At 65.7% G+C, this 24785-nt stretch carries 32 protein-coding genes; 21 read left to right on the forward strand and 11 right to left on the reverse strand.

Going from position 1 to position 24785, the window contains the following annotated elements; genetic code table 11:
- Nucleotides 1-284: 284 nt before the first annotated feature.
- Nucleotides 285-779 (forward strand): 50S ribosomal protein L11, encoded by a 495-nt coding sequence (locus LAQ74_RS03850; protein ID WP_224335254.1) that lies wholly within the window; start codon nt 285-287, stop codon nt 777-779.
- 88 nt (nt 780-867) lie between these two features.
- Here the strand turns inward: LAQ74_RS03850 and LAQ74_RS03855 are convergent, their stop codons facing one another.
- The gene (locus LAQ74_RS03855; RefSeq protein WP_224335256.1) at nt 868-1587 is read right to left on the reverse strand and encodes a hypothetical protein; all 720 of its coding nucleotides are present in this window, start codon (nt 1585-1587) and stop codon (nt 868-870) included.
- 394 nt (nt 1588-1981) lie between these two features.
- Between LAQ74_RS03855 and LAQ74_RS03860 the strand changes: the two genes are divergently transcribed.
- The 6 genes from LAQ74_RS03860 (at nt 1982) to LAQ74_RS03885 (ending at nt 5994) form a co-directional block, all read left to right on the forward strand.
- Nucleotides 1982-2623, forward strand: a complete 642-nt coding sequence (locus LAQ74_RS03860) for a 50S ribosomal protein L1 (RefSeq protein ID WP_058582926.1) — start codon at nt 1982-1984, stop codon at nt 2621-2623.
- Nucleotides 2620-3660 (forward strand): 50S ribosomal protein L10, encoded by a 1041-nt coding sequence (locus tag LAQ74_RS03865; protein ID WP_224335258.1) that lies wholly within the window; start codon nt 2620-2622, stop codon nt 3658-3660. Before LAQ74_RS03860 ends, LAQ74_RS03865 begins: the two co-directional genes overlap by 4 nt.
- Before the next feature lie 24 nt (nt 3661-3684).
- Nucleotides 3685-4020, forward strand: a complete 336-nt coding sequence (gene rpl12p / locus LAQ74_RS03870) for a 50S ribosomal protein P1 (protein WP_224335267.1) — start codon at nt 3685-3687, stop codon at nt 4018-4020.
- A gap of 158 nt (nt 4021-4178) precedes the next feature.
- Complete coding sequence (locus LAQ74_RS03875; protein ID WP_224335268.1) at nt 4179-5453, forward strand: tripartite tricarboxylate transporter permease; 1275 nt, start codon at nt 4179-4181, stop codon at nt 5451-5453.
- A 92-nt stretch (nt 5454-5545) separates the two neighbouring features.
- Entirely contained in the window at nt 5546-5725 is a 180-nt protein-coding gene (locus LAQ74_RS03880) for an HVO_2753 family zinc finger protein (protein WP_058582930.1), read from the forward strand.
- 2 nt (nt 5726-5727) lie between these two features.
- Nucleotides 5728-5994, forward strand: a complete 267-nt coding sequence (locus tag LAQ74_RS03885; protein WP_224335270.1) for an elongation factor 1-beta — start codon at nt 5728-5730, stop codon at nt 5992-5994.
- Nucleotides 5995-6370: 376 nt separating this feature from the next.
- Here the strand turns inward: LAQ74_RS03885 and LAQ74_RS03890 are convergent, their stop codons facing one another.
- Complete coding sequence (locus LAQ74_RS03890) at nt 6371-6682, reverse strand: hypothetical protein (RefSeq protein ID WP_224335272.1); 312 nt, start codon at nt 6680-6682, stop codon at nt 6371-6373.
- A gap of 141 nt (nt 6683-6823) precedes the next feature.
- Nucleotides 6824-7990, reverse strand: coding sequence for a cystathionine gamma-synthase (locus LAQ74_RS03895; protein ID WP_224335276.1), 1167 nt, complete (start codon nt 7988-7990; stop codon nt 6824-6826).
- Between the two features lie 96 nt (nt 7991-8086).
- Here LAQ74_RS03895 and LAQ74_RS03900 point away from each other — a divergent pair, with 96 nt between their 5' ends.
- The 9 genes from LAQ74_RS03900 to LAQ74_RS03940 all read left to right on the forward strand — a co-directional run bounded on the left by LAQ74_RS03900 (nt 8087) and on the right by LAQ74_RS03940 (nt 15378).
- On the forward strand, nt 8087-8380 hold the full coding sequence (locus tag LAQ74_RS03900; protein WP_224335278.1) for a 50S ribosomal protein L21e: 294 nt from the start codon (nt 8087-8089) through the stop codon (nt 8378-8380).
- Between the two features lies 1 nt (nt 8381).
- Nucleotides 8382-8738, forward strand: coding sequence for an RNA polymerase Rpb4 family protein (locus tag LAQ74_RS03905; RefSeq protein WP_224335280.1), 357 nt, complete (start codon nt 8382-8384; stop codon nt 8736-8738).
- Nucleotides 8739-8780: 42 nt separating this feature from the next.
- Complete coding sequence (locus LAQ74_RS03910; protein WP_224335282.1) at nt 8781-9377, forward strand: DUF655 domain-containing protein; 597 nt, start codon at nt 8781-8783, stop codon at nt 9375-9377.
- Nucleotides 9378-9476: 99 nt separating this feature from the next.
- Nucleotides 9477-10349: a 16S ribosomal RNA methyltransferase A gene (locus LAQ74_RS03915; RefSeq protein ID WP_224335283.1), complete on the forward strand. Its 873-nt coding sequence runs from the start codon at nt 9477-9479 to the stop codon at nt 10347-10349.
- Nucleotides 10342-11526: a mechanosensitive ion channel family protein gene (locus LAQ74_RS03920; RefSeq protein ID WP_224335285.1), complete on the forward strand. Its 1185-nt coding sequence runs from the start codon at nt 10342-10344 to the stop codon at nt 11524-11526. The genes LAQ74_RS03915 and LAQ74_RS03920 overlap by 8 nt, the downstream gene beginning before the upstream one ends.
- The gene (locus tag LAQ74_RS03925; protein ID WP_224335287.1) at nt 11523-12173 is read left to right on the forward strand and encodes a HemK2/MTQ2 family protein methyltransferase; all 651 of its coding nucleotides are present in this window, start codon (nt 11523-11525) and stop codon (nt 12171-12173) included. Before LAQ74_RS03920 ends, LAQ74_RS03925 begins: the two co-directional genes overlap by 4 nt.
- A 59-nt stretch (nt 12174-12232) precedes the next feature.
- Nucleotides 12233-13255: a 5-methyltetrahydropteroyltriglutamate--homocysteine methyltransferase gene (locus tag LAQ74_RS03930; protein ID WP_224335289.1), complete on the forward strand. Its 1023-nt coding sequence runs from the start codon at nt 12233-12235 to the stop codon at nt 13253-13255.
- Nucleotides 13252-14325, forward strand: coding sequence for a methionine synthase (locus tag LAQ74_RS03935; protein ID WP_224335291.1), 1074 nt, complete (start codon nt 13252-13254; stop codon nt 14323-14325). The genes LAQ74_RS03930 and LAQ74_RS03935 overlap by 4 nt, the downstream gene beginning before the upstream one ends.
- Nucleotides 14326-14454: 129 nt before the next feature.
- Nucleotides 14455-15378, forward strand: coding sequence for a DUF7344 domain-containing protein (locus LAQ74_RS03940; protein WP_224335292.1), 924 nt, complete (start codon nt 14455-14457; stop codon nt 15376-15378).
- A 22-nt stretch (nt 15379-15400) separates the two neighbouring features.
- Here LAQ74_RS03940 and LAQ74_RS03945 read toward each other — a convergent pair whose 3' ends face one another.
- Nucleotides 15401-15607, reverse strand: coding sequence for a TOBE domain-containing protein (locus LAQ74_RS03945; RefSeq protein ID WP_224335295.1), 207 nt, complete (start codon nt 15605-15607; stop codon nt 15401-15403).
- A 63-nt stretch (nt 15608-15670) separates the two neighbouring features.
- The gene (locus LAQ74_RS03950; protein ID WP_224335297.1) at nt 15671-16516 is read right to left on the reverse strand and encodes a class I SAM-dependent methyltransferase; all 846 of its coding nucleotides are present in this window, start codon (nt 16514-16516) and stop codon (nt 15671-15673) included.
- A 126-nt stretch (nt 16517-16642) separates the two neighbouring features.
- Between LAQ74_RS03950 and LAQ74_RS03955 the strand changes: the two genes are divergently transcribed.
- From LAQ74_RS03955 to LAQ74_RS03965, 3 genes are all read left to right on the forward strand, one after another.
- Nucleotides 16643-16792: a hypothetical protein gene (locus LAQ74_RS03955; protein ID WP_224335299.1), complete on the forward strand. Its 150-nt coding sequence runs from the start codon at nt 16643-16645 to the stop codon at nt 16790-16792.
- Nucleotides 16793-16943: 151 nt separating this feature from the next.
- Nucleotides 16944-18545, forward strand: a complete 1602-nt coding sequence (locus tag LAQ74_RS03960) for a sodium/proline symporter (protein ID WP_425498546.1) — start codon at nt 16944-16946, stop codon at nt 18543-18545.
- A 55-nt stretch (nt 18546-18600) separates the two neighbouring features.
- Nucleotides 18601-19092, forward strand: a complete 492-nt coding sequence (locus LAQ74_RS03965; protein WP_224335303.1) for a hypothetical protein — start codon at nt 18601-18603, stop codon at nt 19090-19092.
- Nucleotides 19093-19149: 57 nt separating this feature from the next.
- Here the strand turns inward: LAQ74_RS03965 and LAQ74_RS03970 are convergent, their stop codons facing one another.
- The 5 genes from LAQ74_RS03970 to rpl7ae form a co-directional block, all read right to left on the reverse strand.
- Nucleotides 19150-19818: a hypothetical protein gene (locus LAQ74_RS03970; RefSeq protein WP_224335305.1), complete on the reverse strand. Its 669-nt coding sequence runs from the start codon at nt 19816-19818 to the stop codon at nt 19150-19152.
- A 139-nt stretch (nt 19819-19957) separates the two neighbouring features.
- On the reverse strand, nt 19958-20437 hold the full coding sequence (gene ndk, locus LAQ74_RS03975) for a nucleoside-diphosphate kinase (RefSeq protein WP_224335306.1): 480 nt from the start codon (nt 20435-20437) through the stop codon (nt 19958-19960).
- Complete coding sequence (locus LAQ74_RS03980; RefSeq protein ID WP_224335308.1) at nt 20434-20628, reverse strand: 50S ribosomal protein L24e; 195 nt, start codon at nt 20626-20628, stop codon at nt 20434-20436. Before LAQ74_RS03980 ends, ndk begins: the two co-directional genes overlap by 4 nt.
- 4 nt (nt 20629-20632) lie before the next feature.
- A complete protein-coding gene (locus LAQ74_RS03985) occupies nt 20633-20857 on the reverse strand; it encodes a 30S ribosomal protein S28e (protein ID WP_058582947.1) in 225 nt (74 codons plus the stop codon).
- A gap of 6 nt (nt 20858-20863) precedes the next feature.
- The gene (gene rpl7ae, locus LAQ74_RS03990) at nt 20864-21226 is read right to left on the reverse strand and encodes a 50S ribosomal protein L7Ae (protein WP_224335310.1); all 363 of its coding nucleotides are present in this window, start codon (nt 21224-21226) and stop codon (nt 20864-20866) included.
- A 279-nt stretch (nt 21227-21505) separates the two neighbouring features.
- Here rpl7ae and tmcA point away from each other — a divergent pair, with 279 nt between their 5' ends.
- A complete protein-coding gene (gene tmcA / locus LAQ74_RS03995) occupies nt 21506-23761 on the forward strand; it encodes a tRNA(Met) cytidine acetyltransferase TmcA (protein ID WP_224335312.1) in 2256 nt (751 codons plus the stop codon).
- A 22-nt stretch (nt 23762-23783) separates the two neighbouring features.
- Nucleotides 23784-23948, forward strand: a complete 165-nt coding sequence (locus tag LAQ74_RS04000; protein ID WP_224335313.1) for a DUF8014 family protein — start codon at nt 23784-23786, stop codon at nt 23946-23948.
- A 28-nt stretch (nt 23949-23976) separates the two neighbouring features.
- Here LAQ74_RS04000 and LAQ74_RS04005 read toward each other — a convergent pair whose 3' ends face one another.
- Nucleotides 23977-24711: a GNAT family N-acetyltransferase gene (locus LAQ74_RS04005; RefSeq protein WP_224335317.1), complete on the reverse strand. Its 735-nt coding sequence runs from the start codon at nt 24709-24711 to the stop codon at nt 23977-23979.
- Nucleotides 24712-24785: the final 74 nt, after the last annotated feature.

The raw sequence follows: 24785 nt of genomic DNA on the forward strand, positions 1-24785 counted from the left end.
TGTTTTCCGCCGACAGTTCGCCGCCGCGTGAACCGCGCGACGTGGGCGTCTCTTCGTTTTTTACAGAAAACTTATTATGCGAATCGCCAATTATCAGGCGTTACGCACCTCGGTGCTGACTGTCGGCCCTCCACGTCGGAACCTTTTGATTGATCTTCCGTCGACGAGCGAAGCGTCTCGGAGACGTTTGCCCCTGTCCGGCCGAACGTCGTCGTGTGTGACCGCCTCACACCGCCTGCGGCTGAAAGACAATCGTTAAAAGTCGTCGCCGGAATATTCGGGATATGGCTGGAACTATCGAAGTGCTCGTCCCCGGCGGGCAGGCCAACCCCGGGCCGCCGCTCGGCCCGGAACTCGGCCCGACGCCGGTGGACGTGCAGGCCGTCGTACAGGAGATCAACGAACAGACCGACGCGTTCGACGGCATGGAGGTCCCCGTCACCGTCGAGTACGAGGACGACGGCTCGTTCGAGATTTCCGTCGGTGTGCCGCCGACGACGGCGCTCATCAAAGACGAGGCCGGTTTCGACTCCGGCAGCGGGACGCCGCAGTCGGAGTTCGTCGCTGACCTCTCCGTCGAGCAGGTCAAGAAGATCGCCGAGCAGAAGAGTTCGGACCTCTTGGCGTACGACGTGAAGAACGCCGCCAAGGAAGTCGGCGGCACCTGCGTCACCCTCGGCGTCACCATCGAGGGCGAGGACGCTCGCACGTTCAAGCAGCGCGTCGACGACGGCGAGTACGACGACGTGCTCGCTGAGCAGAGCGAAGCGAGCGCTTGAGGCGTGAGCGGAGCGAACGCCTGAGTGTTCTCGCAGAAGAGCAGACAGCGTAGACGGCGTAGTTCCACTTCACGCCCTTTTCACGCAGTCAGAGGAGGAGCAACAGCGTCGCGTACCCCGTCGCCCCGACGACGAACGCGACGAACTTGCTCTGCTGGCGGTCGGGTAGCTCCTCCTTGACGACGTTGAGGACGATGCTTCCGGCGAGGAAGGCGAAAAGCACCGCGAGGTTCACCTCCGAGAGGTCGACGAGTTGTCCGAGGACCCACCCACCGAGTACCGCACCCGCGAGAATCCAGCGTCCGAGTCGGTGGTACGGTCGGGGGTGGTGACGGCGGAACCCGGCGTCGGTCACGAAGAAGTGAAGCGCCATCGCGACGCCGAACGTCGTGCGGGTCCAGAGACCGGGGTCGAGCGTGTGGACGAGCAGATAGCCGATGATGACGTTGTAGGACGCGAAGGAGAGGACGTGTATCCAAAACACGCTGTCGGGTTCCTCGGTGTCGGCTTCTCGATTCGGGGTTTTCGCCGCCGTTTCGAGGCCGTAACAGAGGGTGAAACCGCCGAGTGCGACGAGATAGACGTGGTGATCGACGAAGGCGAGTGCGATGTTCGCCTCGCGTATCGCCGCCTGTCCGGCGTTCAGTTCCGGAAAGACGTGGACGAACACGTACGCCAGCGACGTGCCACCGGCGAACGAGACCCAGACGCGACGGGAGACGAACACGGCGGCGCGGAGACGCTCCGCTTCGAGGTGGACGGCCGCGAGTCCGACCGCGAGGACGAGGGTCCATGGAGACGAGAACATCGTGTCGAAACTGTGTGGCCCGCCGGTAAAGCGACGGTGTTCGTCCGTACGTGACGACCAGTCGTCCGGCAACCCGACGGGTCGGTGGTGCGCCGACTCGCCCGTGGCTAACCCGCCAAGCGCCCGAGCGATCTGGTCGAAGAGAACGAACGGACGCAGAACGATCGAAACGTCCACATTCCCCGCTTTCACGCAGATGTCGTCTCCGGGCGACGGCCTTCGAGAGGCGACGTCGAGGCCGTCCGAACGGCCGTTATCGACTGCGAACACCTCACACACGGCGGCTCTCGCTTCGACGCTTTTAAGTCCGCGATGACCCACCTTCGGATGAGACAGGCAGACGCCTGTTTCACTGACCCGTAGGAGCAGTTCCTGCGCACTACGGAGGTGAATAATGGCAGACGACTCTATCGTACAAGCGGTCTCTCGCGCGCTCGACGAGGCACCGGCTCGCAACTTCAGCGAGACGGTCGACCTCGCCGTTAACCTGCGCGACCTAGACCTCAACGACCCATCGAATCGTGTCGACGAGAGTATCGTCCTTCCGTCCGGAACCGGCCAGGACACCCAGATTGTGGTGTTCGCCACGGGCGAGACGGCACTCCGCGCCGAGGACGTCGCAGACGACGTCCTCGACGGAAACGACCTCGAAGAGCTCGGTGACGACTCCGACGCCGCCAAGGACCTGGCGGACGAGACGGATTTCTTCGTCGCCGAAGCCAACATGATGCAGGACATCGGCCGTTACCTCGGTACCGTACTCGGTCCCCGGGGGAAGATGCCGACGCCGCTGCAGCCCGACGACGACGTCGTCGAGGTCGTCAACCGAATGAAGAACACGGTCCAGCTTCGAAGCCGCGACCGCCGCACGTTCCACACGCGCGTCGGCGCGGACTCCATGTCCGCCGACGAGATCGCGGACAACATCGACGTCATCGTGCGTCGTCTCGAAGCCGACCTCGAGAAAGGCCCCCTCAACATCGACAGCATCTACGTGAAGACCACCATGGGCCCCTCCGTGGAGGTGGCCGGATGAGCCAGAGCGAATCCGTCCGCAAGACGGAGACTATCCCGCAGTGGAAGCAAGAGGAGGTCGACGAACTCGTCGACTTCGTCGAGAACTTCGCGTCGGTCGGTGTCGTCGGCGTCACCGGCATTCCCAGCCGCCAGCTACAGAACATGCGGCGGGAGTTGCACGGTAGCGCCACCGTCCGGATGAGCCGCAACACGCTGCTCGTCCGCGCGCTCGAGGAGGTCGACAGCGGCTACGAGGAACTCGTCGAACACATCGACGGACAGGTCGCGCTCGTCGGGACGAACGACAACCCATTCGGACTGTACCGACAGCTCGAAGCGTCGAAGACGCCCGCCCCCATCAACGCGGGCGAAATCGCGCCCAACGACATCGTCATCCCCGAGGGTGACACCGGTGTCGACCCGGGTCCGTTCGTCGGCGAACTCCAGCAGGTGGGCGCGCAAGCGCGCATCATGGACGGCTCCATCAAGGTGACCGAGGACTCGACGGTCCTCGAAGCCGGCGAGGAGGTCAGCACCGACCTCGCGAACGTCCTGAGCGAACTCGGCATCGAGCCGAAAGAGGTGGGACTCGACCTGCGTGCCGTCTACTCCGAGGGCACGCTGTTCGACCCCGAGGACCTCGACATCGACGTCGACGAGTACCGCGCGGACATCCAGTCCGCCGTCTCGGCGGCGACGAACCTCTCGGTCAACGCCGTTTACCCGACGACGCAGACCGCGCCGCTGCTCATCGCGAAGGCGACGAGCGAGGCGAAGGCCGTCGGTATCAGCGCCGCCATCGCCGAACCGGACCTCGTGCCGGACCTCGTGGCGAAGGCGGACGCGCAGCTCCGCTCGCTCGCGGCGCAGATCGACGACGAGGAGGCGCTCCCGGAGGAACTGCGCGGCGTGGAAGCGCCCGCGGCGCCCGCCGAGGAGCCCGAGGAATCGACTGACGAAGAAGACGCAGACGCCGAACAGGCGGCCGAGGAAGACGCCGACGACGACGACGAAGACGACGACGGCGGCGACGCGCTCGGCGCGATGTTCGGATAATCACCACTAACGGAGACAACAACAATGGAATACGTTTACGCAGCTCTCATCCTGAACGAAACGGACGAAGAAATCAACGAGGACAACGTCACCGCGGTGCTCGAAGCCGCTGGTGTCGACGTCGAGGAATCCCGCGTCAAGGCGCTCGTCGCCGCGCTGGAGGACGTCGACATCGAGGACGCCATCGAGACGGCCGCTGCGGCACCCGCCGCCGCACCCGCCGGTGGTTCCGCCGATAGCGAAGAGCTCGACACCGTCGACGAGGACGAGGCCGAGGAAGCCGAAGGCGAAGCCGAAGCCGAAGAAGACGAGGAAGACGAAGAGGCCTCCGGCGAGGGTCTCGGCAACCTGTTCGGTTAAACCGGACGCGTCAGCCGACTTCGCCGCCTCGTTTCGACGACTACATCCCGCGTTTTTTGAACCCGACCGGCGAGCGACCGCACCGTCGCGCACACTCCGTATTCACCGCCCGATACGGTGCGACAGTTTAACTCCGAAGACGCGCCCAACTCGCCGGGATGGACCCGCTCGCGTTCGGACTCACGCTCTCGGTTCGGCCGACGTTCGCGCTCGCGCCGACGGCGGAGCTACTGCTGTTCGTCGCCTGTGGCGTCTGCCTCGGCACCGTGAGCGGACTCGTGCCGGGTATCCACGCCAACAATTTCGCCTTGCTTCTCGCCGCCCTCGGTCCGTCGCTTCCGGGGTCGCAGACCGCCGTCGGTGCCGCGATTCTCGCCGCGGGCGTCGTCCACACGTTTCTCGACGTGGTGCCGGCGCTCGCACTCGGCGTTCCGGACCCGGCGATGGCGGCGACGGCGTTACCCGGGCATCGACTCGTCGTCGCCGGACGGGGCCGGGAGGCGCTCAGACTCTCCGCGCTCGGGAGTGTGTTAGCCGTCGCGCTGGCGGTTCCGCTTGCGTTACCGGTGACGTGGCTGATGACCGAAGCGTATCCGACGGTCCGAACACACCTCCCGGTCGTTCTCGTGGTCGTCGTACTGTTGCTGCTCGTCACCGAGTCGTCGCGGCGCTCGGCGCTCGCGGGGGCGCTTTGCTTCGCACTCTCCACTCTCCTCGGCGTCTCGACGCTCGATTTGGACCCCGACGCACCGTTGGCGCTCGGCGGCATGCTCGCGCCGCTGTTCTCGGGGCTGTTCGGCGCGCCGGTGCTGCTCGACGCGTTCGACGGTGCGGGCGTCCCGCCGCAGGACGACGCGACGCTCGCGCTCACTGGCCGCGAAGTCGGCTGGAGCGCCGGAGCCGGGTCGCTCGCTGGCGCGTTCGTCGGTTACCTGCCGGGAGTCTCCGCGGCCGTCGCGTCGGTGCTCTCGCTGCCGCTCGTTCCGGATATCGACGGGGAGGGGACCCGCGAATTTCTGGTCGCGTCGAGCGGAGCCAACACGTCTAACACCGTCTTCGCCTTGTTCGCGCTCGTCACGCTCGGGACGCCGCGGACCGGCGTGATGGTCGCGCTCGAAGACGGCGGCGGTGGTGCCGGTGTGGGTGCGCTGCCCGCGTTGCTGGCGACGACCACCGTCGCCGCGTTCGTCGGATTCGTCCTCGTGGTCGTGGTCGGCGACGAGTATCTCCGCGTGGTCGGACGGGCGAACTACGCAGTCGTCTCGGCGACGATACTCGCTCTCTTGGTCGTCCTCTCGTGGCTGTTCGCGGGTTTCGTCGGCGTCGGCGTCTTCCTCGTCGCGTCGCTCGTGGGACTCGTTCCGGTGCGCCTGCGAACTCGGCGCGTCCACCTGATGGGAGTGTTGGTCGGACCGTTGATTCTGGGCGTCTGAGTCGCGTTCACACGCCGTCCGGCGGCCTCCGTCGAGCGACGAGACGGGACTGAAAGACAACGATTAAAAGTCGTCGCCGGGTTTGTCTGGGTATGAGCCAGTCGGAACAGCGGCAGGAGCGACAGTGCGTCTCCTGCGGCATCAACATCGCCGGGATGAGCGCGGCGTCGTTCAAATGCCCGGACTGCGGGCTGACCATCTACCGGTGTGCGAAGTGCCGCAAACAGAGCAACCTCTACGAGTGCCCGGACTGCGGGTTCATGGGGCCGTAATCATGGGGAAAGTAGCCGCCAAGATGAAGGTGATGCCGCAGAGCCCCGAGATCGATCTCGACGAACTGCAGGAGCGTCTCGAAGACGCGCTGCCCGAGGGCGGGAAGATCAACGGCTTCGAGCGCGACGAGGTCGCGTTCGGTCTCGTCGCCCTCCTGCCGACGGTCATCGTCCCCGATGACGCCGGCGGCACTGAGGCCATCGAGGAGGCGTTCACGAACGTCGACGGCGTCGAGAGCGTCGCCGTCGAGAACGTCGGTCGCATCTAAGACCCACTTTTTTTACTGCGGGGGGTGCGCGGAGCGCATCCCCGCTTGCAAAAAATCTGGACCAAAAAGGCCGCTCGCTCGGCCTGACGGCCTCGCTCGCGGTACGACTCCTTGTCCGCCAACAGTACCGCTACGAGCGACCGCTACCGTTACCGCGACGAGTGTTTATCAGCGAAGACGGGACCAGATTCCCGTATGCGTTGACGAGTCGTCACGGAGTCGGTTGAGCGGGTGTACGGCGCGCCGCTCCGTGAGTCGTGGGAATCGCTGTGCCGTCTGTTCGCCAACGAGAGTTTGGGTTTCGCTTAGGCCGAAAAGTAGTGTTTGCCCGGGAGTCGTCCACTACTAATGGATGTCGGCAGCGAGCGTCGAGTGACTACGTCCCCCCAGTCGCATCGCGTTCGCCGTACTCCTTCAGCGCGGTTCCAACGAGGACGCCGAAGCCCCCTCCGACGCCGATACCGAAAATCAGCGACTGTCCGCCGAATGCCGGGAACAACGTCGCCAAGGCGAGACCGAGCATCGAACCGAGGAGCAGCCCGATGACGACGCCGAACCCGAACATCTCGGCTTTGACGCTCGAATCCCACCTGGCGTGGGCGCCGCCTGTAGTGGCTACCGTCAGTTCCGCTCGTACCTCGATGTCAGTCGTCAGCGAGTCCGTGAGTGATGTCGTCCCTTGTGCCATAGAGGAGAGTACGAGCCGCGTGGCATAAGTTAACACGGAACATATCGCATCGGAATACGTACTCACAGTACAGAACGATATCGACGGTGAAGGGGCGTCTCTCGACGTTTCGGACCCTCTCACAGCCGTCAGCGGATTGCGTCAGTCGAGCGCCGCGTCGAACGCCTGCTGGAGGTCCGCCTTCTGATCGTCGACGTGTTCGATGCCGACGCTGACGCGGATGAGGCTGTCCGTGAGGCCAGCAGCGACACGTTGCTCGCGCGGAATCGCGGCGTGGGTCATCGGCGCTGGCTGTTCGATGAGGCTCTCGACGCCGCCGAGGCTCTCGGCGAGCGTGAACACCTCGGTGTTCGAGACGACGGCGCTGGCTTGGTCGAGCGTGCCGTCGAACTCGAAGCTGAGCATCCCGCCGAAATCGTCCATCTGCGCGGCAGCGACGTCGTGCTGCGGGTGCGAGTCGAGTCCAGGGTAGTAGACGCCGTCGACCGCCTCGTGGTCGTCGAGCCACCGCGCGAGCTCGCGGGCGTTGTCGCAGTGGCGGTCCATCCGGACGGGCAGCGTCTTCGTCCCGCGGAGGACGAGGAAGCAGTCGAACGGACCCGGCGTCGCGCCGACGCTGTTCTGGTAGAAGCCGAACTGTTCGTCTAACTCCTCGTCGTCGGTGACGAGCGCACCGCCAACCACGTCTGAGTGGCCGCCGAGATACTTCGTCAGCGAGTGGCTGACGATATCTGCGCCGTGCTCGAGCGGGCGCTGAAGATACGGCGTCGCGAAGGTGTTGTCGACGGCGCAGAGCGCGTCGTTGTCGTGAGCGATGTCGGCGAGCGCTGCGATGTCGTTGACACGCATGAGCGGGTTCGTCGGCGTCTCGACCCACAGCAGCGTCGTCTCCGGGCGCATCGCGTCGGCGACGGCGTCGTGGTCGGTGGTGTCGACGAAGTCGAACTCGACGTCGTACTGCTCGTACACCTGCGTGAAGAGGCGGTGGGTGCCGCCGTAAACGTCGTCGCCGGTGACGACGTGGTCGCCGGATTCGAGCAGGTTCATCACGGTGTTTATCGAGCCCATCCCCGAGGAGAAGCAACGTCCGTACGCGCCGCCTTCGAGGCTGGCGAGGTTCTCTTCTACGGCCGTCCGGGTCGGGTTCCCCGTCCGCGAGTACTCGTAGCCGCGGTGCTCGCCCGGCGCGTCCTGTTCGTAGGTGGAGTTGGCGTAGATCGGCGTCATCAACGCCCCTGTCTCGGGGTCCGGCTCCTGTCCGTCGTGGATGGCGCGCGTCTCGATTCGTGGGTCCGAACGGTCGTCCATAGGGAGTCCTGTTCGCACGAGCGTGTTACTCTTACTCTTCCGCGGCGCGGGAACGTGTCTTTTATAATCCGACCGTGAGTAACCCACTTCACGACCATGCCGAGTTCGAACGGTCCACTCAAGGGCAGCACGAGAGGCAAACTGACGAATCACCCGCGAGAGCGCGGCACCTCCCCGCCGCAGCGCGCGATTCAGGAGTTCGAGGCCGGACAGAAAGTCCACCTCAACATCGATCCGAGCGTCCGCAAAGGTCGCTTCCACCCGCGCTTTAACGGCCACACGGGCGAGGTCCTGGGTAAACAGGGCCGCGCCTTCAAGGTCGAAATCAACGACGGTGGCAAGGCCAAGACGGTCATCACGCGTCCGGCGCATCTCCGCGCGCAGAAGTAGGATGACGATATTCAAAGAGAAGCTCGACGAGGAGTACCTCACCATCTCGGAGGTAAAGCCACTACTCCAAGAGGTCGAAGCCGAGCGCGCGGCCGACGAAGAGCGCGAGCTTCGCTACGAGTTGGCGCGCTCCATCGAGCACGTCAATCGCTTTGCGGTTCTCGACCCGGAGGAGTCGCGCGAACTCGTCGAAGAGCTACTCGAACTGGAGAAGGTCGACGAACAGACCGCGTACAAGATCGCCGACCTCCTCCCGCAGGACCGCAACGAACTCCGCGCCGTCTACGCACAGCAGCGCTACGCGCTCTCCGGCGACGAACTCGACGGGATTCTCGACGTCGTCGCCAAGTACGCGTAGTCCGGCCTATTTTTAAATACCCCGTCGCCGTACACGATGGTTATGGCTGGTTCAGAACGCGGTGACGACGAGGCGGAGAGTCAACCGCAGTACGCAGCCGTCCTCGACTATCTCCCATACGGGAGGTCGGACGACGACCGGCCCCGATACCAGAAACAGCCGATAGCTTACGCGCTCGGCGAGGGGCGGTTCCGGCTCGTCGAACTGACGTTCGACGACGGTGCCGACGTGAGTATCGGCGACCGCATCGCAATCGAACCGAACTCGGCGCGAGAACACATCCAGCGCATCCGAACGGTCGACTACGGAGACCTCTCGAACAGCGCGGTCAACGAACTGAAGTACGCCGTCGCCGACATCATCGACGCCGACGAGGAGCGCTTCGTCGCGTTCTACAACGACGCTCAACCCATCACGATCCGTCTCCATCAGTTGGACCTGTTGCCCGGCATCGGCAAGACGCTCCGAAACAACATCCTCGAACAGCGAAAACGGGAACCGTTCGAGAGCTTCGAGGACCTCGAAGAGCGCGTCTCCGGGCTCCACAGGCCCAAAGAGGTGCTCACAGAACGCATCATCGAGGAACTCCGCGACGAGGACCTCAAGTACAAGGCGTTCGTCCAGCGCTCGGCCGACTGACGGGAGTCGCGCCGCGTTCCCACCATCTCGGCGACGGTGCCTGCTCCGACGACGACCGCGAACGGGAACTTTACCCACGTCCGGCGTGAAACCTGTTCAATGACTGGGTCGGACGGAGAGTCCCACAGTTCGCAGCGACGCAACCCGGACGCGCTGATTCGGCGGGCGGGCGTCCGCGGCGACCCCGACCACGACCAACACTTTCTGGTCGACGACCGCGTGCTCGACCGCATCCCCGGCTACCTCCCCGACGGAACCGACACGAGCCACGTCCTCGAAATCGGCGGCGGCCCCGGCGCGCTGACCGACCGACTGCTGGGCGTCGCCGACCGCGTGACCGTCGTCGAGCGCGACCCGACGTTCGCGGCCTTTCTCGAACGGGAGTTCCGCGAAGCGATCGAAGCGGGCGAGCTTACTGTCGTCGAGGGCGACGCTCTGGAGGTCGAACTGCCCGAGTTCACCGCCTGTGTAGCGAACCTCCCGTACGGGGTGTCGAGCGAGATCGCGTTCCGGCTTCTCCCGAGAAAACGGCCGATGGTGCTGATGTTTCAGAAGGAGTTCGCCGACCGGATGGTCGCCGAACCCGGCGCCTCCGAGTACGGCCGCCTCTCGGTGAGCACCCAACACTACGCCGACGCGGAGTTAGTCGAACCCGTCCCACCGACGGCCTTCTCGCCGCCGCCGGCCGTCGACAGCGCCGTCGTCCGCCTGACTCCGCGCGACCCCGACTACGAGGTCGACGACGAGCGGTTCTTCCTCGACTTCGTGAAGGCCATCTTCACCCAACGTCGGAAAACGGTCAGAAACGGCATTCGGAACACGGCCCACATCTCGGGACTGGCCGACCCAGACGCCGTCGTCGACGCCGCGCCCGAGGAGTTACTGCGAAAACGCGCCGGGAAAGTAACCCCGAAAGAGTTCGCCGAACTCGCCGCCATCGCGACAGAGCACGGCGGAGGTGGCGATGGATAGCGCCTGGGCCCTGCAGGCGAGCGAACCCGGTTGGCAGGGGCTCATTCCGTGGTTGACGAACGCCGAACCGTTCCCGGAGGCGCAGATACTCGTCACCGTCGTCATCTCCGCGGCGCTGCTCGCGTTCAGACGCGGTGCCCACCAGTGGGCCGCCAACCGCGGATGGGACGTCTCCGAGTTGTTGGTTTCGGGTGTCATCGCCTTCGTCTCGACAGTTGGCATCGTCATCCTCATCGGGACGTGGGGACTGACGAATGAGTTGAACAACGCGTACGGCGACCTCGACCTCACCACCCAGATTCCGAAAGTCGCGCTCGCGTTCATCCTCATCGGCGCGGCGTACGCGCTCACCGGATTCATCGGTCGCCTCATCCAACGGTTCGCGGGGTCGAGTGATATCAGCGAACACCAGCGCGAGATCCTCTATCGACTGACACAAGTCAGTATCTACTCGCTCGTGGGACTCGTCGTCATCGGGCTGCTCACCGAGAACGTCGGCAACCTGCTTGTCGGTGCCGGGTTCCTCGGGATCGTCGTCGGTATGGCGGCCCGGCAGACGCTCGGATCGGTGCTCGCCGGGTTCGTCCTGATGTTCTCGCGGCCGTTCGAGATCGGCGACTGGGTCGAAATCGGCGACAACGAGGGCGTCGTCACGGACATCTCCATCGTCACGACGCGCCTGCAGACGTTCGAAGGCGAGTACGTGATGATTCCCAACGACGAGGTCAGCGCGAAACCCATCGTCAACCGCACCCGGAAGGGACGACTCCGCATCGAAGTCGACGTCGGTGTCGACTACGACGCCGACGCCGACTACGCTGCCGAGGTGGCGCACGACGCCGTCAGCGACCTCGACGAGATTCTGTCGGTGCCGTCGCCGCAGGTCGTTCTCAAGGAGTTGGGCGACTCGGCGGTCGTTCTCGGCGTCCGCGTCTGGATAGACAACCCTAGCGCGCGTCGCAAGTGGCGCGCCCGAACGGCGGTCATCTCGGCGGTGAAATCCGCGTACGAACACGAAGACATCAACATCCCGTTCCCGGTACGTGAACTGATGGGACGGGGACCGGTAGGCGGCTTCGAACTCGCCGGCGAGTCGCAGTCGGTGCGAGCGAACGCCAGCACGGACGGGGGCGAGAGCGGTGGACAACGGGAGAACGGCCAGGGAGAGAGCCGATGAGCGACCACGAGACGGGCGACCCGGAGACGGCGACCCGCGACTCGCTGGCCGACCGACGCGGCGTCGAGACGCACGTCTACCAACCGGCCGAGGACTCCGGTCTCCTCGCGAAAGCCGCGGTCGAACACGCCCGCGGGCGGACGCTCGAAGTCGGTACTGGTTCGGGATGGGTCGCCGCGAAAGTCGCCGAAGAGACCGACGCCGACGTCGTCGCCTCCGACCTCAACCCCCACGCGTGCCGACAGGCGAGGAAGCGAGCGGCGGGCGAGACGGGGTTCGACGTCGTCCGCGCGGACCTCTTCTCGCCGTTCGCCGACGGCGCGTTCGACACAGTACTGTTCAATCCCCCCTACCTCCCCACGGACCCCGACAACGAGTGGGGCGACTGGATGGAGGTGGCGCTGTCGGGCGGCGAGTCCGGTCGAAAGCTCATCGACCCCTTCGTCGACGGTGTCGGTCGGATACTCGCGTCGGGCGGGCAGGCGCTTCTCCTGGTCAGTAGTCTGTCGGGCTACGACGAGGTCGTCCGGCGGGCGGAGGACCGCGGGTTCGAGGTCGACGTCGTCGCCGAGGAGTCGTACCCGTTCGAGACGCTGTCGATTCTTCGCCTCGCCGACGGATCCGTCTCCGACCCCCCGAAGGAATAACTAGCAGACATTTTCTTCATTAGCAAATATTAAGCGTCGGCATTTCTTAGCCACGAGTGATGACCGAACTCGTAGCCACGACGCCGGGGCTGTATCCGTTGCCCGACTGGGCGAAACAGCGGCTCTCGGAGTTGAAAGGCCACCAGAAAGGCGACCTCGTCAGCGGCGACGAGGGTCCCGACATCGTCGACGCGTACGACCAGGCGCGCGAAGAGGTCGTCGCCGACCAGCAGGGGGCGAATCTCGATCGAATCGTCGAGGGACAGCTCCGCTGGGACGACAACCTCGCGCACCCGCTGACAGTCCACGACAACGTCGACACCGGCGGTATCGTCCGCTACTACGACAACAACAACTTCTACCGCGACCCGCAGGTCGTCGGCGAACTCGGCTTCTCCGGCGACGTGGCGGCGGAGTTAGAGACGACGAAGGAACTGCTCGGCGGCGACGACTCGCTGCAGGCCGTGTTGCCCGGGCCGTACTCGCTTTCCGACCTCGCTTCGGACGAGTACTACGGCGACGAGGGCGAATTTTTGGACGCCGTGGGCGAGTTCCTCGCCGGTGAGGTCGAGGCGTTCCCCGAGCACGAGACGCTGTTCCTCCTCGAACCGTCACTCGTCGAGAACGCACCCGGCGACGACCTCGACGCGCGGGCGAGCGAGGCAATCGACACCGTCGCCGCGGCGACCGACGCCGACGTGGTCGTCCACAGCTACTGGGGCGCGCTCGAAGAGAAGGTGTACGCCCACCTGATGGACGCCGACGTGGAGGCTATCGGTTTCGACGTAGTGGCGGGCGACCGCTCGCAGACGCTGTACAACGTCAACGAGTACGGCACGAAGAACAGCGTCGCGTTGGGCCTCGTCGACGGGCAGAACACGCTCGTCGAGTCGCCCGAAACCGTCCGCGACCGAATCGAGTGGGTACAGGAGCAGATTCCCGCACAGGAGTTCGACACCGTCTACGCGACGAGCAACACCGAACTGTTCTACCTGCCCGTGAACAAGTATCGAGAGAAACTCGCCGCCGTGGCCGAGGGCGTCGCCCTCGCTCGCGGCGAGGAGACGGAGGTGCAAGCATGAGCCGAGACGCCGACAACAGAGCGCAGTTCCGCCCGGAGAATCACGAGAACGACCACTTCCTCCTGACGACGGTGGTCGGCAGCTACCCCAAGCCGAAGTGGCTCAACCGCGCGAAGGAACTCGCCGAGGACGGGGAGGCGCGCTTCGACGCCGACAACCTCGCGGAGGCGTACGACGACGCCTCGGAGGTCATCACCCACGAACACGAGCGCGCCGGACTCGACACCGTCGTCGACGGCGAGATGCGCAGAAACGAGATGGTCGAGTTCTTCGCGCACCGCATCGACGGCTACGAGTTCAACGGCCCCGTGAAGGTGTGGGGACACAACTACTTCGACAAACCGAGCGTCGCAGACGAGGTCGAGTACGACGAACCGTGGCTGGTCGACGAGTTCGAGTTCACCCGCGACGTCGCCTCCCGGCCGGTCAAAGTCCCCATCACGGGGCCGTACACGCTGGCGAACTGGTCGTTCAACGAGGCGTACGACAGCGAGGAGGAACTCGCCTACGACCTCGCTGACCTCGTGAATCTCGAAATCGAGAAACTGGTCGAGGCGGGCGCGCGCTACGTCCAGATCGACGAACCCGCGCTGGCGACGACGCCCGACGACCACGCCATCGTCGGCGAGTGTCTCGAACGCATCGCCGACGGCATCCCCGAGGAGGTCCGCATCGGCCTGCACGTCTGCTACGGCGACTACTCGCGTATCTACCCCGAACTCAACGAGTTCCCCATCGACGAGTTCGACGTCGAACTCTGCAACGGCGGTTACGAGCAGATAGAGGTGTTCACCGAACCCGACTTCGAACCGGACCTCGCACTCGGCGTCGTCGACGCTCACACCGCCGACGTCGAACCGGTCGAAGAGATCAAGGAGAACATCAAGCAGGGGCTGAAGGTCGTCCCGCCGGAGAAGCTCACTATCTCGCCGGACTGCGGTCTCAAACTCCTGCCACGGGAAGTCGCCTACGGCAAGATGGAGAACATGGTCACGGCCGCCCGCGAGGTCGAAGCGGAACTTGACGCGGGCGAAATCGACCTCGACGCGCCGGTGCCGACGGCGGACTAATCTACTGTGGGCGGCGCAGTCGAGAGCGAGCCTCCCCCAAATATTTCGACGAAATACAGAAAGAATAACGTATATTATTCATCGCCTCTAACGCTAGTATTAACCGTCGTCGAACCGAGAGTGTTCGACATGCTCCCTTACGCTAGCCCCAAGGAGACGGTGGCCGAACTCGTGACCGCACGAGCGGGCGGCGTCTTCGTCGCAGCCGTCGGCGCCGCGCTCGGTCTCGCAGGCGTCGCCTATCTTCTCGTCGACCAGCAGCCGCTGGTGAATCTGGTCGTCGAACTCGGCTTCGTCACGGTCTTCCCGGTAGTGCAGGTGTACGCGGGATACCGACTCGCCGTCGGCGAGTACGACAGCGACGAGCTCTGGCGCGTCGCCCGGTGGTGTTTCGTCGGGGTCGTCCTCTTCACGGCGGTCACGGCGTGGGTCCTCCTCCACGAGTTTCTGGAGGGTGACCGAGCGATGGAGCCGCTGTTCCTGCTCACGAGCGTCGCGGCCGTCGGTGCGGTCGCCGGACTCGTACTCGGTGTCCACGACGTGCGACTTAACCGACCGTGGGAGATGTTCCGGACGGACGTCGAGGCAGAACCGGAGCGGATCGACACGGAGACGGCCTCGGCGTCCGCCGATGCCGAAGCAGTCTCGAACACGACCGGCGCGGAGACGACGAACACCACAGAAGCGTCGTCACACGACTGGGAGCGAGAATCGGCGGAACGACCTCGTCGACTCGCCGCCGAAGACACGACCGTGGGGCCGGACGGCCGAGCCTCCGATCGGTCCACGTCCGGCCGACGGTGGCTCGTCGTCGAGTGCCTCGTCACGTTCGACGCCGAGCGGGTCGGACTGGAGGCGCTCGCGGCGGCGGTCTGCCGCCGAGAGGCGGACGAGGCCCTCGTCGTGTCCAACGACCCCGAGCGCCGAAAGCAGGTCGCCATCTCGCTGCACCACGTTCACCTCCCGGCGCTCTCCGACGCGGGGATTCTGGAGTACGACTGGGAGAACCGTCTCGTGCTTCGCGGCCGCCACGCCGGCGCGACACGTCAGTAGCCCCGACGGCCTCGGACCGCCGCTAACCGTCTACCATCACGTCCGTCGCCTTCACGACGGCGTCGACGGCGTCACCCTCCGAGAGGTCGAGGCGTTCCGCCGAGTTCGCGGTGATGACCGACGTCACAGTCTGTCCGTCCTCGAGTTCGAGTTCTACTTCCGCGGTGTTCTCGCCGATTTCGAGATACTCGATCGTCCCCGAGAGTCGGGTGCGTGCGCTGAGTGTCATGCAGGATGGGTGCCACGAGCAGCGGCAAAAACGTTCGTCGTGGCGACGGGAGCCACCTGTCGCCTACGTCGGTTTCGTCGCCAGCACCGAGAACGTCAACGGTACGTCGGGGGCGCCGTCTTCGAACCGCCACCAGCCGTCGTCGCCTTCGACCATCGAGGGGTACTGCTGATAGCAGGCTCTCTCGAACTCGTGGAGATACTCGATCCGAAGTCCGACTTCGGAGAGCGCGGTGACGATGCCGCCGAGTCCGTGCGACCACTCGTTGACCGTCTCGACGTTAGTGTCGATGTCGCCGGCGTACGAACCCTCCTCGACGGGGACCGACAGCGCCCCGTCGCTATCGTAGGGCCACGCGAACGTGCCCGCGTACTCGGCGGGGTCGCCGTCCGCCTCGCCGACCTCGGCGCGAACCACGTCGCCGAACACCGCGCCGAAGGGGTGAATCTCGGCGACGTAGAACCGCCCGCCCGGTCTCAGGTGACGGTCGATCACCGACGCCCAACCGTCGAGATCCGACAACCACGCGAGTACGCCGTAGGAAGTAAACACGGTGTCGAACCGCTCGTCGAGGTCCAACTCGTACACGTCGCTCTCGACGAACCGAGCGCGTTCGGGGTCGATGCCGACCTCGTCGCGCAGTTCGCGGGCGGTCTCGACCGCCGTCTGCGAGAAGTCGACGCCGGTTGCCTGCGCACCTTCGCGCGCCCACGAGAGCGTGTCGAGTCCGAAATGACACTGGAGGTGGAGCAGACGCTCGCCGCGCACGTCGCCGAGTTCGTCGCGTTCGAGGTCCATGAGCGTCGACTCACCGCCGAGAAAGTTCTGCACGTCGTAGAACTCCGTTTTCGGGTGGAGGGCGGCCAGTTCGTCCCAGTAGTCGCGGTTGGCGGCGAGGCGGTCGTCCATGTCGAGTCGGCGTCCGGCCGTCGCAAGAGCGTGTCGGAGTGAGGCGGACGCGGCGGGTCGGCCCCCTGACGGCGACGGCACGACCGACACGTAAATTTTTGACCCTCGTCGGACAACACACCACGTATGTCAGCAATGAGCACACTCGACTGGATTGGATTGGTCGGGCCGTTCGTCGTGTTCTTCGTGATGTTGATCGGTTACTACGTCCTCGAAGGGCGTCGCGAGCGACGGCTCCGCGAACGGTACGAGTCGGAGGGCAACCGTGCAAGCTGATGTCCTCGCGGCGGCGCTCCCGAACCCCGACGGCGTCACGGCCGTCCTGCAGGCCGACGGTATCGCCGGAACGGCGGGCACGTGGGTGCTCGTCACCTTCGCGGCGTACCTGCTGATACTGATCGGCATCGGCCTCTACACCTCCCGATTCATGGACACCGTCGGCGACTACGTCATCGGCGGCCGCCGCATCGGCCCCGTCGTCACGGGCTTTTCCGAGCGTGCCTCCGAGATGAGCGGGTGGCTCACGCTCGGCGTCCCCGGCGACGCGTACTCGACCGGTATCATGGCGTTTCTCAACGGGCTGGGGATGATTCCGGCCGACCTGTTCGCGTGGGCCGGCATCGCGAAGCGACTCCGCAAGTACACCGAAATCGTCCGGGCGGTCACGCTACCGACGTTCTTCGAGTATCGGCTCGGCGACGACACCGGGATGGTCAAGGGCGTCTCCTCGGTCGTCCTCATGCTGTTCGAGGGCGGCTACGTCGGCGCGCAGATCGTCGCCGCCGGGACGCTTCTGGAGGTGCTCACCGGCGTCGACACCGTCGTCGGCATCCTCGTCGGCGGCGTCATCGTCATCGGCTACACGTTCCTCGGCGGCTACTTCGCCGTCGCGTGGTCCGACTACTTCCAGGGGGCTATCATCCTCATCGCGTTCATCATCCTCCCGGTCGTCGCGTTCGCCAACTACGGACTCCCGTTCGAGGAGGTTGCCGCGACCGCGGGCTCGTCGTTCACGAGTATCACCGCCGGGATGACCGGCTGGGCGGCGCTGTTCGGCATCATCAGCTACGCCGCCATCGGGCTGGGCGTCCCCGGGAACCCGCACATTATGGTGCGGTTCATGGGCATCGACCGCGTGAAGAACATCCGAACCGCGGCGCTCGTCGCGCAGCTGTTCATGTTCGTCGCGTACATCGGCGCGGCGCTGGTCGGTCTCTACGCGCTCGCCGTCTTCGGACAGGGCGGCGTCACCGACATCGACAACGCGATGCCGCGGCTGACGCTCGAACTGCTGCCGGGCGTCGTCGCCGGCATCGTCCTCGCGGCCGCGCTCGCGGCGATGATGTCGAGCGCCGACTCTCAGTTGCTCGTCGCGACCAGCGCCGTCGTCGAGGACGTCTACCACGGCTTCTTCAACGAGGACGCCACCGAGGAGCAGCTCGTTCGGTACTCCCGCATCGTCACGTTCGTCCTCGGCGGCGCGAGCGTCGCCTTCGCGTTCGCCGCCTCCGGCACGCCCATCTACACGCTCGTGCTCGACTACGCGTGGGGCGGGTTGGGCGCGGCAATCGGACCGACGGTCATCGCCGCGCTCTGGTGGAAGCGCGTCACCGCCGAGGGCTCCGTCGCCAGCATGGTCGTCGGCGCGGTGACGATGATCGGCTGGACGCAACTGGAGACCATCCTCGGGATGATGAACGCGATGCCGTCCGCCGAGGCGTCGCCGTTCCTCTCGGGACTCGTCGGCGTCTACGGACTGTTCCCGGCGTTCGTCCTCTCGGTGCTCACGCTGATCGTCGTCTCGCTTCTCACCCGGCCGCCCGAGGGCGTCGACGACGACTTCGACGTGTTCGAGAAGCCGCTGTCGGCGGTCGTCTCCGACCGCCAGCGCGGCGGGACGCCCGACTACGTGACCGACGGCGGTCGCGACCGGCCGAAAGCCGTCACCGAGGCCGACAACATCCGCGCGCACGTCGCCGCCTCGGGCTACTGGCGCGACGGCGCGGCGGACGAGCGGACGGGGGAGTGAGATGGTCGACGCCGCGCCCGCTCCGGACGACGCCGTCGATGGAGGAGACGGAGCTGTGAGACGACGTGACGAGCGCATCGACGGTCGACACGAACGCGTCGAGCTGCCGGTCGTCGCACCGGCGGTCGCACGGGAATCGGTCGAGTCCGAGGGCCGCGTCGGCGTCGTCGCGTACCCCTACCGCGTCTACGAGGCGCGCGTCACGATGACGCGTCCGTTCCTCGGTGACCGAATCGCGACGGTGACCGCAAGCGTCGACCGGTCGCGTCGCGTGGCGCTACGCGCCGACGAGTTCCCCGAGGTGGAGACGCGGACGGTGGCCGACGTTCTCGTGCTCCCTTCGGAGCTCTCTCCGGACGACTGCGACGAGAAGGCGCGCGAGGCCGCGTTCAAGTGGACGCTCCGGAAGTTCTCGCTCAGCCGCGCGCCCGACATCGAGTTCGACCGCGTCGACGACGCCTACAAACTGTTCTGGCTCGCCGAGCGCGAGGACGGCGACGTCGTCGTCGACAGCGTCCGGGGCACCGAGCGACCGCTGGAGTCGTAGTCGTCGCCGTCGTCCACGCGGAGCGGCGTCAGAGCCCGGTCGTCCGGTTACTGACGCTCAGCGGTTCGATTCTCGCTGGCGTCGACGTTTACGTCGGATGACGGCCCAACGGACGCCGTCGCGGATGAGCGCCCGCGCGACGACTTCCGAGGGCGTCGGCCCCCAGTCGACGACCCACTCGCCGCTCGTCGCCCTTCGGACCGGCACCTCCGTGCCGAGCAGTTCCGAGAGGTTCCCCGGCGGAACGTCGTACCGCCGAAGGACGGCTTCGAGGCGCGAACGTCCGTCGAGTCGCTCCGGGAGCGGGAACCACTCGCTGACGACAGGGTGGGCGGGCGTCGGAATCGCCACGTCGACGCGAACGCCGTCGACGGGATCTCTGGCGTACGCCGCCGGGCCGCGTCCGGGTCGGCGTCGTTCGGGGTCGACGGCGCGGACGACGCCGGTGTCGACGTGACGTTCGAGCGCGAGCGCTTCGAGGTGTCGTTCGACGTCGACGAGGCTTCGGTCGTCGGGGAACACCGTCGCCGTTTTCGCGGTGAGCGCGCTCGCGATTCGGGCGAGAAGCAATGCCCCTGTCAGTGCGACGAAGACGTATCCGACGACGACGACGGTCAGCAGTATCGCGAAGAGGACGAACAGTTGTGAGATATCGACCATGGTGACCTTCCGGCGACGGAGCGGGGCCGCCGCGTACTCGTACCGAGAGACGACGGCCGGGCGCATATCGCTTTGCGCGCCGCGATTGAACTCTCTCGGATTCGCGAGCGTTCCACGAATGCGACGGAAGAGGAGCGGAGAGCGAACAGCGGTCGCTCGGCGACTGGAGAGCGAGAAAACGCGAGAAAACGCGAGAGTTAGCGGCCTAGTGATCTTCGTCTTCGTAGAGCCACTGTTCGTCGACGCGCTCGTAGTCGAGCAGTTCGTCGTCGTCGAAGAACAGGCCGATTTCGCGTTCGTTCGCGCCCTCGTCCTCGTGGTCGGAGCCGTGGATGACGTTCCGGCCGAGGTCGAGGCCGAAGTCACCGCGGATGGTGCCCGGCGTGGAGTCGGCGGGGTCGGTCTCGCCCATCATGCGGCGGACCTGACGGGTCGCGTCCGCGCCCTGCCAGACCATCGCGAAGACGGGGCCAGAGGTGATGAAGTCGACGAGACCGTCGAAGAACGGCTTGCCCTCGTGTTCGCCGTAGTGTTCGTGGGCGAGGTCTTCGTCGATCTGCATGAACTTCGCGCCGACAAGCTTCAGACCGCGGTCTTCGAATCGGGAGACGATGTCGCCGATGAGGCCGCGCTGGACGCCGTCGGGCTTGACCATCACGAACGTGCGCTCGTCGTGGTGGCTCACTGGTTGGAGCCTCCGCCCGCGCCGCCCGCTTCGGTCCACTCGAGGTCGCGAGATTCACGGCCGAGGTCGGCGTTCTTCTCGCACTTCGAGGAGCAGTAGTGGATGACGGTGCCGTCGGTGCGGACGAACATCGTGCCCGTGCCGGGTTCGATGTCGGCGCCGCAGTAGTCGCAGTCTCGATTCTGTGGCATTGGCTTACTGACCTCCGATGGAGTCCGCGTCACGCTGGGTCTCGCGGAGTTGGAGCACGTCGCCCTCCCGGACGGGACCCAACACGTTTCGCGTGATGATGCGGCCCTGGTTAGAGCCTTCGCGGATGCGGCATTTGACCTGCATGGCCTCGCCGTGCATCCCGGTCTTGCCAACGATCTCGATGACCTCAGCCGAGGTAGAGTCGTTGGTACTCTCTTCTGCGCTCATGGTCGCTTACTGCAGGTCCTCGACCTTCGAGGCGATGTCTTCGACGTCCTCGTCGGCCTCGCCGGCGTCGACGATGGCGGCGGCGGCGCTGCCGACTTCGAGGCCGGCGGCGTGGCCGATGTCGTCCTGCGTCCCGACGAAGATGTACGCGATGCCCTTCTCGTCCGCGAGTTCGGGCAGGTGCATGACGATCTCCTCGGGGGAGACGTCTTCGGCGACGTAGACGAGGTCGGCGTTGCCGCGCTCGATGGCTTTGGTCGTCTCGTTGGTTCCCTTCTTTACCGTACCGGTGTCTCGGGCGACCTCGAGCGCTTCGAGAGCGCGCTCGGCGAGGTCGGCCGGAACTTCGTAATCAACGTAAACTGGCATTGGTTGTTCACCTCCCTGTTCGTAGGCTCGCGCCCCACACCAGATGGTCGGTCCCTGATGGAGTGGAGCTTCATCAACCTCGAACAGGTTGTACACTCCTGTAACGTAGCACCCCATAAAAGCGCTTTCAAAGCGTACAGTGCGTGGTACGCCTGCGCATGGCGGTTTTCAGAAATGAGTGAGCAAACTGTTTGACACGAATCGAGAGGGTGGCGAACGGGTCTAAACTACCGCCGTTCAGACGAAATCGCCATTACCCACAAGCGACCAGTACGGACGATGGACGTGGCCGCCCTCGCCGACCGCCTCCGCGCCGAGGCCGAGCGCGCGAACGAACGCCGACTGCTCGTGTTCGCTGGCGACCGCGACGCCGGCATCGACGCCGCCTACACCGCGCTCGACGCCGCTAATGTGGCCGACGACGACGTGACCATCGTCACCTCGCGCGAAGGCTTCCGGTTCGAGCGTTACGCGCCGAACCACGCCGCGAACCTCCTCGGGCGAACCCGCAAAGCCGTCGTCTTCGACGCCCACGAGAAGTTCTCGCCGAACGCGCTCGGACAGGTCGTCGGTGCCGTCGACGGCGGCGGTCTCCTTCTCCTCCTGACGCCGCCGCTCTCGGAGTGGCCCGACCGACGCGAGTGGTTCGACGACCACCTCGCCGTGCCGCCGTTCGGCCTCGACGACGTGGGGACGCGATTCCGAACGCGACTCGTCGAGACGCTCCACGAGCATCCGGGGGTCGCAATCGTCGACGTCGATTCGGGGAGCATCGAACGCGATGGCCTCACCGACCCGTGGCCCGCGCGGCCGCACGACCCGCCGACGCGCCCCGAGACTGCAAGGCTCCCTGAAGCGGCGTACGACGCCTGTCTCACCGCGGACCAAGCCGACGCCGTCCACACGCTCGAAGCGCTCGGCGACCCCGGCCACGCCGTCGTCGTCGAAGCCGACAGAGGTCGAGGAAAGTCCAGCGCCGCGGGTATCGCCGCAGGTGCGCTCGCCGCAGAAGGAAAGCACGTGCTCGTCACCGCTCCGGCGTTCCGGAGCGCCCGCGAGGTGTTCGTCCGCGCCGCCGCCGTCGTCGAATCGATGGAATGCCGAGTCGACGACGGCGGGGACGAGCGCCGAATCGAGACGACGGCCGGCGGGCGAGTTCGGTTCGTCCCTCCCGTCGACGCCGTCGAACGCCTCGGAGCCTCCGACGAGGGCGACAGCCCCGACGTCGTGCTCGTCGACGAGGCGGCGGCGTTCCCCGTTCGCCGTCTCTCGGCGTTCCTCAACGCACCCGCCGTCGGCTTCTTCACGACCGTTCGCGGCTACGAGGGCGCGGGCCGCGGTTTCTCGGTCCGCTTTCGCGACCGACTCGACGAGAGCGAGTTCGAGGTTTCGGACGTGACCCTCACCGACCCAATTCGCTACGCTGCGGGTGACCTACTCGAAATATGGGCCTTCCGGGTACTGTTGCTCGACGCCCGCCCGCCGGTCGACCAACTCGTCGAAGACGCGACGCCCGAATCGGTCGAGTACCACGGGTTCGACGCCGACGACCTGCTCGCCGACGAGCACCTGCTTCGGCAGGTGTTCGGCCTCCTCGTGCTCGCGCACTACCGAACAGAGCCGAACGACCTCGCGCGGTTGCTCGACGCGCCGAACCTCTCCGTCCGGGCGTTGCTTCACGACGGCCACGTCGTCTCCGTCGCGCTGCTGGCTCGCGAGGGCGGGCTCTCGGAGTCGACACGGCGCGAGATGTACGAAGGCCAGCGCGTCGCCGGGAACATGATTCCAGACGTGTTGACGAGCCAGCTTCGGGACGAGACCGCTGCATCGCCAGTCGGCTATCGGGTACTCCGCATCGCGACGCACCACGCCGTCCGGTCGCGCGGCCTCGGCTCTCGACTGCTCACCGAGGTTCGAGAAGAGGTCTCCAGCGAAGTCGATTGGCTCGGCGTCGGCTACGGGGCGACGCCCGAACTGCTCTCCTTCTGGCGCGAGAACGGGTACGGGACCGTTCACCTCTCGACGACGCGCAACGACACCAGCGGCGAGTACTCCGCGGTGATGCTGAACCCGCTCTCGGAGTCGGGGAGCGCACTCGCCGACCGGCACTCGCGGTGGTTCCGAGACAGGGCAATCGGCGTCCTCTCGGACCCGCTTCGGGATGCGGACCCGGACGTGGTTCGCGCGACGCTCCGTGCGACCGATGCCCCAGTCGACCCGACGCTCTCCGAGCACGAGTGGCGTGTCGTCGTCGGGGCGTCGTACGGCCCCGGCCTCTACGTCGCTGCACCCGAAGCGTTTCGGCGTCTCGCACTAGCGCACCTCATCGACGGCGGGGCGGACCTCTCCGCTCGCGAGGAACGACTCCTTGTCCGCAAAGTGCTCCAGGCTCGTCCGTGGCCCGAAGCGGCCGAAGTGCTCGATTACGTGTCGACCGGACAGTGCATGCGGGCACTCGGCGCGGCGTACCGGCCGCTCGTCGATCGGTACGGTGACGCGGTGGCTCTCGAAGAGCGCGAACGGTACGAAGATTAATCCTCGCGTGGTATCACTACGCATGGACCCGTGCGCCGAGGAAGGGTGTGAGCGACCGGCGGCCGTTCGCCTGTTCATCCCGTGGACCGACGATAGAGACGTCTGTACGGCGCACGCCCGAGTGCAGGTTCAAGCGGACGGCGTCGTCGCGGAGCCGCTCGAGGGAGCCGAGGAGAACTGGCGATGAGAACAGGTACGGGGCCTACGCCATCGACTCATCGGAGGTCGACGGCCATCATCACCTCGTCGACGTACTCGCCCTCGATCAGGTAGTGATCGCGCCGGACCGCCTCCGTCGCCCAGCCGTGTGCCTCGAGGAACTCGATGGCGTTCTCGTTCGTCGCCGGCACGCTGTTGTACAGCTTCTCGAATCCGCGCTTACGGGCCCACTCGACGCCCCGATCCAACAGCGTGCTACCGATGCCGTGGCCTCGGTACTCGGGGATGAGTCCGACGGTCAGTACTGCGGTGTGACTCAGTTTCTCCGCCTCCGGGAGATCGAGGTGGACCCAGCCGATCACGTCGTCGTTCACGGTGGCGACGAAGAACATCCGCGAGCGGACCTCGTTGTGTCGGAGCACTACCTCCTCGTGGTTGATCATGGCCGCGACCGTCTCGGCTTCGATGTACGACCCCTCCTTGGCGACGGTGCGAATCACCCCGATGAGCCCCGAGAGGTCCTTCTGACTCGCCGTCCTGATGGTGAAGTCGATATCGTCGACCTCGTGTTGCTCGGCGTCCGCCTCCTGATAGGCGATTTCGAGCGTATCGCCCTCCTTCCGGACGTAGCCGTCGCGGCGAAGCACCGCCACGTGGTGGCCGAGCGCGGTGGGGTCGAGGTTCAGCGCCCGTCGAACCTCGTCCTCGCGGACCGTTCCGTGCCGCTCGACGTAGTTGTAGATGTCTCGGCGGTCCTTGTGATTGAACGTCAACGACTCCGTGAGCTCCATGACTTGTGGTACCATGCGTCACTACTTAATTGTTTTTTATGATGGATTCTGTGCGACGGAGCGTACTGTCCTCT

This window comes from Haloprofundus halobius (assembly GCF_020097835.1).
GTDB lineage: Archaea > Halobacteriota > Halobacteria > Halobacteriales > Haloferacaceae > Haloprofundus > Haloprofundus halobius.